Here is an 11,751-nt window from a genome sequence, read left to right as displayed (position 1 = left end):
TGCCAAACGCAGCGTAAGTGCATATGAACAAAATGATAATAATTAGACAGACCATCTTTCTCTTTTAATGGCATTAAATTGACATTACGCTCTCTATCATATATATTTGTTGCTTACTGTCAAAAACACGACAGAAAAATATAGTTTAAATTCAACGGATAAAAGAGGTAATGAACATGGGGAAATTACTACTGCTGACACTTAACGAACAAGAGGAAACAGCGATTGACAAAATCATATCGGCAATATCTGATTATATACAGATTGAACCCATGCAGATCACAACCGCTTCCGTGTTATCTTTTCCGGGACTGGAAATAAAGCAGAACCAACGCCAGGTATTTCAAGACGGGGAGGAAGTAAGCCTTACCCGCCTTGAATACAGTACCCTTGTATATCTTGCTTCCAACCCCGGCATTGTCCTCACACGGACACAAATATTTGAAGCCGTTTGGAACATGGAAAGTGAAAGCTGCCAGTCAAGCGTTGCAAATGTGATTTACAACCTGCGGAAAAAAATAGAGTCGGACAGCCGCAAGCCCATTTACATAAAAACCGTTTTAGGTATGGGCTACAAGTTTGCTTCCGGGGAATGACAACAGAATAACCGCCGCCCGTTACAGCGGCATACCATGACAGGAAATCAGAAAAGGTTTCCTGTTTTTTTGCACCAAAAACCGCGCTGATTTTCCAGCTTTGTCGAAAAGTTTTATCAAAAAGTTTTTCAAAACTTTGCCATATTTGCATTTCTCTGCGTAGTAAGGAGTAAAGGGGGAGTTTCGCCGTTTTCTTAGAGCAAGATTCTACCGAGGTGCCAAAATTCGCTTTTCGCTCATTTTGCCCCTGCGGGAATCTTGTTGGGGAGTGCCTTCCCCAAACCCTGCTTATGCGGCTTGCGCCGCTTAAAAATCCCTCAAAATATTTTTTCGGATTTTTTCAAAAACAGTTCCGTTTTACCCCCTGTTTTTCTCCTATTAGTGAGAGAACACCACGCACAGAAAGGAGGTCTGCCGACCATGAAAAGATACAACACACCGCACCGCAGCCGGGTAGTCAAGACACGCATGACCGAGGAAGAATACGCCGAGTTTGCGGAAAGGCTTTCTGCTTACCACATGAGCCAAGCCGAGTTTATCCGGCAAGCCATAACCGGGGCAGCCATACGCCCCATCATAACCGTTTCCCCCGTCAATGACGAGCTGCTTGCCGCTGTCGGGAAGCTGACCGCCGAATACGGCAGGATCGGCGGCAACTTAAACCAGATAGCCCGGACGCTGAATGAGTGGCACAGCCCCTACCCGCAGCTTGCCGGGGAGGTACGGGCGGCGATTTCCGACCTTGCTGCCCTAAAGTTTGAAGTCTTGCAGAAAGTGGGTGACGCTGTTGGCAACATTCAAACATATCAGCTCTAAAAATGCCGACTATGGCGCAGCGGAAGCCTACCTCACATTTGAGCATGACGAGTTTACCATGAAGCCCACCCTTGATGAAAACGGGCGGCTGATACCGAGGGAGGATTACCGCATTTCTTCCCTCAACTGCGGGGGCGAGGATTTCGCCGTTGCCTGTATGCGAGCCAATCTCCGCTATGAGAAAAACCAAAAACGGGAAGATGTGAAAAGCCACCACTATATCATCAGTTTTGACCCACGGGACGGGACAGACAACGGCTTGACCGTAGACCGGGCGCAGGAGCTGGGCGAGCAGTTCTGCAAAGAGCATTTCCCCGGACACCAAGCCCTTGTATGCACCCACCCGGACGGGCATAACCACAGCGGCAATATCCATGTGCATATCGTCATCAACTCCCTGCGGATTTACGAAGTCCCGCTTCTGCCCTACATGGACAGACCAGCCGACACACGGGCGGGCTGCAAGCACCGCTGCACCAACGCCGCTATGGAATATTTCAAGAGTGAAGTCATGGAGATGTGCCACCGGGAGGGGCTTTACCAAATCGACCTCTTGAACGGCAGCAAGGAACGGATAACGGAACGGGAATACTGGGCGGCAAAGAAAGGGCAGCTTGCCCTTGATAAAGAGAACGCTGTCAGAGAAGCCGCAGGACAGCCGACCAAGCCCACCAAGTTTGAAACGGACAAGGCGAAGCTGCGCCGGACGATACGGCAGGCACTTTCCCAAGCTGGCAGCTTTGACGAGTTTTCTTCCCTTTTGCTGCGGGAGGGCGTAACTGTCAAGGAGAGCCGGGGGCGGCTTTCCTACCTCACGCCGGACAGGACAAAGCCTATCACAGCCCGGAAGCTGGGGGACGATTTTGACAAGGCTGCTGTCCTTGCCCTGCTCACGCAGAACGCCCACAGAGCCGCCGAACAGACCAAAGCCATACCCGAATACCCCCACACCCAAAAGGGACGCTTGCGGGAGGAAAAAGCCGCAAAAACCACCCCGGCAGACAACACCTTGCAGCGCATGGTTGACCGGGAAGCCAAGCGAGCCGAGGGCAAGGGCGTGGGCTATGACCGCTGGGCGGCAAAGCACAACCTAAAGCAAATGGCAGCTACTGTTACCGCCTATCAACAGTACGGCTTTTCTTCCCCGGAGGAACTGGACGAAGCCTGTTCTGCCGCTTATGCCGCCATGCAGGAAAGCCTTACAGAGCTGAAGCAGGTGGAAAAGACGCTGAACGGGAAAAAGGAGCTGCAACGGCAGGTGCTTGCCTATTCCAAGACCCGCCCTGTCCGGGACGGGCTGAAACAGCAGAAAAACGCCAAAGCAAAAGCAGCCTACCGACAGAAGCACGAAAGCGACTTTATCATAGCAGACGCAGCCGCCCGTTATTTCAAGGAGAACGGCATTTCCAAGCTGCCGAGCTATAAAGCCCTGCAAGCAGAGATTGAAGCCCTTATCAAAGAGAAAAACAGCGGCTACAACGATTACCGGGCAAAACGGGAGGAATACCGCCGCTTACAGACTGTCAAGGGCAATATCGACCAGATTTTACGCCGGGAGCGCAAGCCTGTGAAAAGGCAGGAACAGGAACGATAAAAACCACCCCAAAATGTACCCGAACCCATACAGAACAAGGGGGCTGCCCCGTACTCTACCCGCAATACCAAAGGATTTTTTAACGGGCTTACAGGGCAGAAAAACCCCGAAAATGATACCGAGATGATACAGAATTACCGTCGATACCGCCACACCAGCGGAAACGGCAGAAAGGAGCGCACCCATGCCAAGAATGAGCAAGAAACGGCGGCTGGAATGGTCTTTTTTCCTGCGGCAAGTAAAAGTCGGGAATACCACCTGCGACCGTATCACATACAACGACCTCTGCCGGGGCTGTACCCATAGCTGCAAGCAGAGCTTCCGGGCGATTATCATACTCTGCCCCCACTACTACTCCAAACGCCGGAAAAAGGAGGACAGGGACAATGGCAGATAACCGCAAGTATTACTACCTCAAGCTGAAAGAGAACTTTTTTGACAGCGACTCCATTGTGCTGCTGGAAGATATGAAAGACGGGATTTTATATTCCAATATCCTCTTGAAGCTGTACTTAAAATCGCTGAAAAACGGCGGGAAATTGCAGCTTGACGAGCATATCCCCTACACAGCGCAGATGATAGCGACACTGACCCGCCACCAGATAGGGACAGTTGAGAGGGCTTTAGAGATTTTCCGGCAGTTGGGGCTTGTGGAGCAGCTTGACAGCGGGGCTTTTTATATGACCGATATTGAGCTGATGATAGGACAGTCCTCTACCGAAGCCGAGAGAAAACGGGCTGCAAGGCTGGAAAACAAGGCACTTTTACCGCCCCGGACAAAAGGCGGACATTTGTCCGACATTCGTCCACCAGAGATAGAGATAGAGTTAGAGAAAGAGATAGAAAAAGAGAGAGAGGGAGAAACGGGACACCCCGCCCCCGCCGCTTATGGCAGATACAACAATGTGATACTGACCGATACAGAGCTTTCCGGGCTGAAAACAGAGCTGCCCGACAAGTGGGAGTATTATATTGACCGGCTTTCCTGCCATATCGCTTCCACCGGGAAGCAGTACCAGAGCCATGCAGCCACCATTTACAAGTGGGCGCAGGAGGACGCTGCCAAAGGCAAGGCTGCCCCGAAACAGGGCATACCCGATTATTCATGTAAGGAGGGCGAGAGCTTATGAAAAACGAGATTGAAGCTATGATTACGGATATTACAACCACTACCGCCGAAGCGGAGGACTACACAGGCGAGGACGGGCTTTTATACTGCGGCAAGTGCCATACGCCCAAAGAAGCCTACTTTTCAAAAGAAACCGCCCAATGGTTAGGGCATGACCGACACCCAACAGACTGCGACTGCCAGCGGGCAGCCCGTGAAAAGCAGCAAGCCGCCGAAAGCCGACAGAAGCACCTTGAAACAGTGGAGGACTTGAAACGCCGGGGCTTTGCCGACCCCGCTATGCGGAACTGGACATTTGAGCATGACAACGGCAGAAACCCACAGACCGAAACCGCCCGCTTTTATGTGGAGAGCTGGGAAACCATGCAGGCTGAAAATATCGGCTACCTGTTTTGGGGAGGCGTGGGGACAGGAAAAAGCTACCTTGCCGCCTGTATCGCCAACGCCCTTATGGAAAAAGAGGTTGCCGTTCGCATGACAAACTTTGCAACGATACTCAATGACCTTGCTGCCAGCTTTGAGGGCAGGAACGAATATATTTCCCGCCTTTGCAGCTACCCCCTGCTGATACTTGATGATTTCGGTATGGAGCGAGGGACAGAATACGGGCTGGAACAGGTTTACAGCGTGATTGACAGCCGTTACCGAAGCGGCAAGCCGCTGATCGCCACGACCAACCTCACGCTGGAGGAATTGCAGCACCCGCAGGACACACCCCACGCCCGTATCTATGACAGGCTGACTTCCATGTGCGCCCCTGTCCGCTTCACGGGCAGCAACTTCCGAAAGGAAACCGCACAGGAAAAGCTGGAACGCTTAAAGCAGCTGATGAAGCAGCGAAAGGAGAGCCTATGACAGAAACGAAACAGACAAGCACCACCAAAACAGACCGCCGCCCGGACTGTGTAACGGAAATCCGCATGGGCAACTCCGTCCTTACCGTTTCCGGCTTCTTCAAGCAGGGCGCAACCGACACCGCAGCCGACAAGATGATGAAAGTGCTGGAAGCGGAAGCTGCTACACAAAAAACGGCGATTTGACCGACCATAAAGAAGCAGATTTGACGCTTTTGCCGCTATACAGACAGCCGCCCCATGTGGTACAATCAAGGTACGGAATAGTGGGGCTGGCTGTCGGAAACGGAGGATTTTATGTTAAGACAGACCAACCAACAACCAATTACCGCCCTTTACCCAAGACTTTCCCATGAGGACGAGCTGCAAGGCGAGAGCAATTCCATTTCCAATCAGAAGCGTATCCTTGAAACCTATGCAAAGCAGAACGGCTTTTCCAATCTGCGCTGGTACACGGACGACGGTTATTCTGGTGCGAACTTTCAAAGACCCGGTTTTCAAGCCATGCTTGCGGACATTGAAGCCGGAAAAGTCGGGACAGTTATCGTAAAGGATATGTCGAGGTTAGGGCGAAACTACCTGCAAGTGGGAATGTACACAGAAATGATTTTCCCACAGAAAGGTGTCCGCTTCATCGCTATCAATGACGGAGTGGACAGCGCACAGGGCGACAATGACTTTGCCCCGTTGCGGAATATATTTAACGAATGGCTGGTGAGAGATACGAGCAAGAAAATCAAAGCAGTAAAACGCTCAAAAGGTATGAGTGGCAAGCCCATCACAAGCAAGCCTGTGTATGGCTACCTCATGGACGAGGACGAAAATTTTATTATTGACGAGGAAGCTGCACCCGTAGTCAAGCAGATATACAACCTCTGCCTTGCTGGGAATGGTCCGACTAAGATAGCCCGTATGCTCACAGAGCAGCAAATCCCCACGCCGGGGACGCTGGAATACCGCAGGACGGGCAGCACCCGCCGCTACCACCCCGGCTATGAGTGCAAGTGGGCGACTAATACCGTAGTGCATATCCTTGAAAACCGGGAATACACAGGCTGTCTGGTAAATTTCAAGACAGAAAAACTTTCTTACAAAGTCAAGCACAGTGTAGAAAATCCCCTGGAAAAGCAAGTGATTTTCGAGAACCACCACGAGCCTATCATAGACACCCAAACATGGGAACGGGTGCAGGAGCTTCGCAAACAGCGCAAACGCCCCAACCGCTATGATGAAGTGGGTTTGTTCTCCGGCATACTGTTCTGTGCGGACTGCGGCAGCGTGATGTATCAGCAGCGATACCAGACGGACAAGCGCAAGCAGGACTGTTATATCTGCGGCAACTACAAGAAGCGCACCCATGACTGTACGGCGCACTTTATCCGCACCGACCTCTTGACCGCTGGTGTACTCTCCAATCTGCGGAAAGTGACAAGCTATGCGGCAAAGCATGAAGCCCGGTTTATGAAGCTCTTGATTGAGCAGAACGAGGACGGGGGCAAGCGCAGGAACGCCGCCAAGAAAAAGGAACTGGAAGCCGCCGAGAAACGCATAGCCGAGTTATCCGCTATCTTCAAGCGGCTGTATGAGGACAGCGTGACCGGGCGCATATCAGACGAGCGTTTCACAGAGCTGTCGGCAGACTATGAAGCAGAACAACGGGAGCTGAAAGAAAGAGCCGCCGCTATCCAAGCGGAGCTTTCCAAAGCACAGGAAGCCACCGTGAACGCAGAAAAGTTTATGAATGTTGTCCGGCGGCATACCAGCTTTGAAGAACTTACCCCTACTCTGCTGCGGGAGTTTGTAGAGAAAATCGTTGTGCATGAGTGCAGCTATGACGAGAACAAGACCCGCAGACAGGACATTGAGATTTATTATTCTTTTGTTGGCAAGGTGGACTTGCCCGAATAACCGCCCGACCTATCCGACACAATGCGCAAGTGCCGGATAGGAACGGCAAAATTTTTTACACTTCTTTTACTTCTTTATCTCACTTGAGCAAAATCACAGGGCATTAAGCAGCTCATGGCAGGCGGCGGTGTTGCCCTTATCGGCACTATCCTTGTACCTCTGCTTTCCGGCTTGTTCGGTTAAGCGCGGGTAGCTGCCTATGCAGAGCATACTTGACGCGATTAACGAATGGATAAAGGAAATCCTTATCGGAGCGATAAACGGTAATCTGTCAACTATGTTCGGGGACGTAAACGAAAAAGTCGGGACTATCGCAAACGAGGTAGGACAGACCCCGCAGGGGTGGAACGCAAACATTTTCAATATGATACAGACCCTTTCTGAAAATGTAATCGTCCCGATTGCGGGGCTTGTCATTACCTATGTCCTATGCTACGAGCTTATCAGCATGGTAACGGAAAAGAACAATATGCACGACATAGAAACATTCATGTTCTTTAAGTGGATATTCAAAGCCTTTGTCGCGGTGTTTATCGTAACCAACACGTTCAACATCACAATGGCGGTCTTTGATATGGCGCAGCATATCGTTTCCGGCGCAGCGGGGGTTATCGGCGGCGATACGAATATCGACGTTGCCGAAGCCCTTGCCGCCATGCAGGAGGGGCTTGAAGATATGGAAATCCCCGAACTGCTCTTACTTGTGCTTGAAACAAGCCTTGTGAGCCTTTGCATGAAAATCATGTCCGTACTGATAACCGTTATCCTCTACGGCAGAATGATAGAGATTTACCTTTACTGTTCGGTATCGCCTATTCCATTTGCGACTATGACCAACAGAGAATGGGGACAGATTGGGAACAACTACCTAAAAGGGCTGTTCGCTCTTGGTTTTCAAGGCTTCCTCATTATGATATGTGTCGGTATTTACGCCGTACTGGTAAACGATATGATAATCGCAGACAATCTGCACAGCGCGGTATTTTCCCTTGCCGCCTATACGGTTATCCTCTGTTTTTCCCTGTTCAAATCCGGCACACTGGCAAAATCCATATTCAACGCCCACTAAGGGCAGAAAGGAGGTTTTTTCTTGGCGTATGTACCTGTACCAAAAGACCTATCCAAAGTCAAAACAAAAGTCGCTTTCAATCTGACAAAGCGGCAAATCGTTTGTTTTGCGGCGGCTCTCTTAATCGGACTGCCGCTGTTTTTTTTGCTCAAAGGCAGCGCAGGGACAAACCTTGCGGCTATGGCGATGATTGTCGTCATGCTCCCCTGTTTCCTGCTTGCCATGTATGAAAAACATGGGCAGCCCCTTGAAGTGGTGGTAAGAAATGTCATTCAGACAAAGTTTACCCGCCCAAAGGAGCGACCTTACAGAACCGAAAACCTATACGCTGTCTTGGAAAAGCAGCGAAACTTAGAAAAGGAGGTATCAGCGATTGTCAAAAGGACAAACAAAAAAGACGCGGGAAGCCGCAGGAAACAGGCGTAAGCTGACCCGCGCCGAAAAGAAACAGATTGCCGAAGCTATCCGAAAGGCAAAAGGCGACGGCAAAGCCCGCACCGCACAGCAGACCATTCCCTACCTTGCCATGTACCCGGACGGTATCTGCAAGGTTACGGAAAAAAGATATTCAAAGTGCGTCATGTTCGAGGATATCAATTATCAGCTTGCACAGGCAGACGATAAGACCGCCATTTTTGAAAACTGGTGCGATTTCCTCAACTACTTTGACGCGAGCGTGAGCGTGCAGCTTTCTTTCATCAATCAAGGAACGCAGCGGGAACAAGCAGAAAAAGCAATCTCTATCCCCGCACAGGAGGATGCTTTTAACTCTATCCGCACCGAGTATTCGGATATGCTGAAAAATCAGCTTAGTAAAGGCAACAACGGGCTTGTGAAGCACAAATACATTACCGTTACTGTTGAAGCCGATAACAAGGCGGCTGCAAAGTCAAGGCTTTCCCGTATCGAAACCGACGTGCTTAACAATTTCAAGGTGCTTGGCGTAACCGCCCGCCCCTTATCCGGCTATGAACGCTTAAAGGTGCTGCATGGGGTATTCCACCCGGAGGGCGAGCCGTTCTCCTTTTCCTTTGACTGGCTTACCCCGTCGGGGCTGTCTACAAAGGATTTTATCGCCCCGTCCTCTTTCCGTTTTGGCGAGGGCAGATATTTCCGCATGGGGCGTAAAATCGGCGCGGCGAGCTTCCTTGAAATCCTTGCGCCGGAACTCAACGACCGTATGCTTGCTGACATACTGGACTTGGAAACAGGTGTAATCGTCAACTTACATATCCGCAGTATCGACCAGTCGGAAGCAATCAAGACCATTAAGCGCAAAATCACAGACCTTGACAAGATGAAGATTGAGGAACAGAAAAAAGCGGTTAGAAGCGGCTATGACATGGATATAATCCCGTCCGACCTTGCCACCTTTGGCAGCGAAGCAAAGAACTTGTTGCAGGACTTACAGAGCCGCAACGAGCGAATGTTTCTCCTTACATTCCTTGTGGTAAACATGGCAGACACGAAGCGGAAACTGGAAAATGACATTTTCGCTGCGGCGGGTATCGCACAGAAATACAACTGCCGCCTGACACGCCTTGACTATCAGCAGGAAGCGGGGCTTTTATCCAGTGTGCCGATTGGGAAAAACCTTATCCCGATACAGCGGGGGCTTACCACATCAAGCACCGCTATTTTCATTCCCTTTATCACGCAGGAGCTTTTTCAGACGGGGCAAGCCCTGTACTATGGCTTGAACGCCCTTTCTAACAATATGATACTCTGCGACAGAAAGCAGCTCAAAAACCCAAACGGGCTTATCTTGGGAACGCCGGGAAGCGGTAAGAGTTTCGCCGCCAAAAGGGAAATGACAAATGCTTTCCTCATTACTGACGACGACATTATCATCTGCGACCCGGAAGCCGAGTATTTTTCCCTTGTGCAGCGTCTGAACGGGCAAGTGATACGGCTTTCCCCTACGGGCAGGGGCATTGACGGCAAGCCCCAGTATGTAAACCCTATGGATATAAACCTTAACTATTCCGAGGACGACAACCCGTTAGCCTTGAAATCTGATTTTATCCTTTCCCTCTGCGAGCTTGTCATTGGCGGCAAGGAGGGTTTGCAGCCTGTCGATAAGACCGTCATTGACAGGGCTGTAAGAAATGTGTACCGTCCGTTCCTTGCAGACCCCGACCCGGCAAAAATGCCTATCTTGGGCGACCTTTACGACGAGCTGTTAAGACAGCCGGAGCCGGAAGCTGCCCGTATCGCGGCGGCGTTGGAGCTGTATGTTTCCGGCAGCCTTAACGTATTCAACCACAGAACCAACGTGGAGCTTTCTAACCGCCTTGTCTGCTTTGATATAAAGCAGCTTGGGAAGCAGCTTAAAAAGTTAGGTATGCTCATTGTGCAAGACCAGACATGGAACAGGGTAACGATAAACCGGGCAGAAAAGAAATCCACCCGTTACTATATGGACGAGTTTCATTTGCTCTTAAAAGAGGAACAGACCGCCGCTTACAGCGTGGAGATTTGGAAGCGTTTCCGTAAATGGGGCGGTATCCCCACAGCCATTACGCAGAACGTCAAAGACCTTTTGGCAAGCCGCGAGGTGGAAAATATCTTTGAAAACAGCGATTTTGTCCTTATGCTCAATCAAGCGCAGGGCGACCGTACTATCCTTGCAAAGCAGCTTAATATTTCCCCGCAGCAGATGAAGTATGTTACCCACACCGAAGCGGGCGAGGGGCTTATTTTCTATGGAAATGTGGTGTTGCCTTTTGTAGACCGCTTCCCGAAAGATACCGAGCTTTACAGGGTAATGACGACGAAGCCAGAGGAAGTGAGCAGCCTATGAAAACAGATGTGATTATCAACCGGGACGCGCTTGCCGCCTTAAAAGAACTGCCCTCTGAAAGCGTCCATTGCTGCGTTACAAGCCCGCCGTACTATGCGCTGCGGGACTATGGGCTTGACGCACAAATCGGACAGGAGGACACGCCGGAACAGTATATTGACAGGCTGACCTCTGTTTTTGGCGAGCTTTACCGGGTGCTTAGAAAGGACGGTACGTTATGGCTGAATATCGCAGACACCTATTGCGGCACAGGAAATAAAGGCGGCTATGCTGACCCGAAAAATCCAAAGGGGCGCACCGGACAGCGGATTGCAAGGAACAGCCGCGTTACCGGCTGCAAGCAAAAGGACTTAATCGGTATTCCCTGGCTCCTGGCGTTTTCCCTGCGGGAACAGGGGTGGTATCTTCGGAGCGATATTATATGGCAGAAACAAAATCCTATGCCGGAAAGCTGTAAAGACCGCCCGACACGCTGCTATGAACATATCTTCCTGCTTTCAAAAGAAAAGAAATATTACTATGACGCTGCCGCCATTGCGGAACCCTTAGCACCTACTACCGCAGAACGGTATCGCAGAGCGCGCAGCACCAACAGCAAATACACACAGGAAATCCCCGGACAAGGAAAGGTACAGGGACTAAACCGACCGCGGGACGGTGGCTACTATGACGACGCGCTCATGCCGACCACGCGGAACAAGCGGGACGTGTGGCTGATTAACACTGTCCCATATAAAGGGGCGCATTTTGCAGCTTTTCCCCCGAAATTAGCGGAAACCTGTATCTTGGCAGGCTGTCCCAAAGGCGGGATTGTCATAGACCCGTTTTTCGGAAGCGGTACCACAGGATTTGCAGCAAAAAGCCTTGACCGCCATTATATCGGGATTGAATTAAATGTAGAGTATTGCGCCCTTGCGAGGGCGCGGATTGGAGGTGCAGGACTATCAAGCAATTAAAACCACGCGATAAAATCACACAGAAA

12 protein-coding genes and 1 pseudogene are annotated in these 11,751 nt (G+C 50.7%); all 13 read left to right on the top strand.

Annotated features, from left to right (window positions below):
• Positions 1-176 precede the first annotated feature (176 nt).
• On the top strand, positions 177-596 hold the full coding sequence (locus DW152_RS10655; protein WP_173900609.1) for a winged helix-turn-helix domain-containing protein: 420 nt from the start codon (positions 177-179) through the stop codon (positions 594-596).
• 420 nt (positions 597-1,016) lie between these two features.
• Positions 1,017-1,412, top strand: a complete 396-nt coding sequence (locus tag DW152_RS10650) for a plasmid mobilization protein (RefSeq protein WP_109215851.1) — start codon at positions 1,017-1,019, stop codon at positions 1,410-1,412.
• Positions 1,384-3,006 carry a relaxase/mobilization nuclease domain-containing protein gene (locus tag DW152_RS10645; protein WP_109215852.1) on the top strand — a complete coding sequence of 541 codons (1,623 nt, stop codon included), beginning with the start codon at positions 1,384-1,386 and terminating at the stop codon, positions 3,004-3,006. The genes DW152_RS10650 and DW152_RS10645 overlap by 29 nt, the downstream gene beginning before the upstream one ends.
• A 184-nt stretch (positions 3,007-3,190) precedes the next feature.
• Positions 3,191-3,403 carry a hypothetical protein gene (locus tag DW152_RS10635; protein ID WP_082424996.1) on the top strand — a complete coding sequence of 71 codons (213 nt, stop codon included), beginning with the start codon at positions 3,191-3,193 and terminating at the stop codon, positions 3,401-3,403.
• A complete protein-coding gene (locus DW152_RS10630; RefSeq protein WP_109215853.1) occupies positions 3,393-4,136 on the top strand; it encodes a phage replisome organizer N-terminal domain-containing protein in 744 nt (247 codons plus the stop codon). The genes DW152_RS10635 and DW152_RS10630 overlap by 11 nt, the downstream gene beginning before the upstream one ends.
• Positions 4,133-4,990 carry an ATP-binding protein gene (locus DW152_RS10625; protein ID WP_098924872.1) on the top strand — a complete coding sequence of 286 codons (858 nt, stop codon included), beginning with the start codon at positions 4,133-4,135 and terminating at the stop codon, positions 4,988-4,990. The genes DW152_RS10630 and DW152_RS10625 overlap by 4 nt, the downstream gene beginning before the upstream one ends.
• Entirely contained in the window at positions 4,987-5,175 is a 189-nt protein-coding gene (locus tag DW152_RS10620) for a transposon-encoded TnpW family protein (RefSeq protein WP_002569233.1), read from the top strand. The genes DW152_RS10625 and DW152_RS10620 overlap by 4 nt, the downstream gene beginning before the upstream one ends.
• 111 nt (positions 5,176-5,286) lie before the next feature.
• Complete coding sequence (locus DW152_RS10615; protein ID WP_098924870.1) at positions 5,287-6,897, top strand: recombinase family protein; 1,611 nt, start codon at positions 5,287-5,289, stop codon at positions 6,895-6,897.
• Positions 6,898-6,984: 87 nt separating this feature from the next.
• Positions 6,985-7,080, top strand: a pseudogene (locus DW152_RS13500) (Maff2 family mobile element protein); the annotation flags it as partial.
• A 16-nt stretch (positions 7,081-7,096) separates the two neighbouring features.
• Positions 7,097-7,966, top strand: coding sequence for a VirB6/TrbL-like conjugal transfer protein, CD1112 family (locus DW152_RS10605; protein WP_074034364.1), 870 nt, complete (start codon positions 7,097-7,099; stop codon positions 7,964-7,966).
• Between the two features lie 21 nt (positions 7,967-7,987).
• Positions 7,988-8,392 carry a PrgI family protein gene (locus DW152_RS10600; RefSeq protein ID WP_069411037.1) on the top strand — a complete coding sequence of 135 codons (405 nt, stop codon included), beginning with the start codon at positions 7,988-7,990 and terminating at the stop codon, positions 8,390-8,392.
• The gene (locus tag DW152_RS10595) at positions 8,340-10,769 is read left to right on the top strand and encodes a VirB4-like conjugal transfer ATPase, CD1110 family (RefSeq protein ID WP_118288591.1); all 2,430 of its coding nucleotides are present in this window, start codon (positions 8,340-8,342) and stop codon (positions 10,767-10,769) included. Before DW152_RS10600 ends, DW152_RS10595 begins: the two co-directional genes overlap by 53 nt.
• Positions 10,766-11,725 (top strand): DNA-methyltransferase, encoded by a 960-nt coding sequence (locus DW152_RS10590; RefSeq protein WP_118288590.1) that lies wholly within the window; start codon positions 10,766-10,768, stop codon positions 11,723-11,725. The genes DW152_RS10595 and DW152_RS10590 overlap by 4 nt, the downstream gene beginning before the upstream one ends.
• The last annotated feature ends 26 nt before the right edge of the window (positions 11,726-11,751 follow it).

The sequence above is a fragment of the Dorea sp. AM13-35 genome (genome assembly GCF_003473885.1).
GTDB classification, from domain to species: domain Bacteria; phylum Bacillota; class Clostridia; order Lachnospirales; family Lachnospiraceae; genus Dorea_D; species Dorea_D hominis.
This window is presented reverse-complemented; position numbering and strand designations above follow the sequence as displayed.

Bases quoted from the DNA above. Each gene is read 5' to 3' on its own strand.
- DW152_RS10615 (WP_098924870.1), top strand. From the start codon at position 5,287: ATGTTAAGACAGACCAACCAACAACCAATTACCGCCCTTTACCCAAGA.
- DW152_RS10630 (WP_109215853.1), top strand. From the start codon at position 3,393: ATGGCAGATAACCGCAAGTATTACTACCTCAAGCTGAAAGAGAACTTT.
- DW152_RS10635 (WP_082424996.1), top strand. From the start codon at position 3,191: ATGCCAAGAATGAGCAAGAAACGGCGGCTGGAATGGTCTTTTTTCCTG.
- DW152_RS10605 (WP_074034364.1), top strand. From the start codon at position 7,097: ATGCAGAGCATACTTGACGCGATTAACGAATGGATAAAGGAAATCCTT.
- DW152_RS10620 (WP_002569233.1), top strand. From the start codon at position 4,987: ATGACAGAAACGAAACAGACAAGCACCACCAAAACAGACCGCCGCCCG.
- DW152_RS10590 (WP_118288590.1), top strand. From the start codon at position 10,766: ATGAAAACAGATGTGATTATCAACCGGGACGCGCTTGCCGCCTTAAAA.
- DW152_RS10655 (WP_173900609.1), top strand. From the start codon at position 177: ATGGGGAAATTACTACTGCTGACACTTAACGAACAAGAGGAAACAGCG.
- DW152_RS10625 (WP_098924872.1), top strand. From the start codon at position 4,133: ATGAAAAACGAGATTGAAGCTATGATTACGGATATTACAACCACTACC.
- DW152_RS10650 (WP_109215851.1), top strand. From the start codon at position 1,017: ATGAAAAGATACAACACACCGCACCGCAGCCGGGTAGTCAAGACACGC.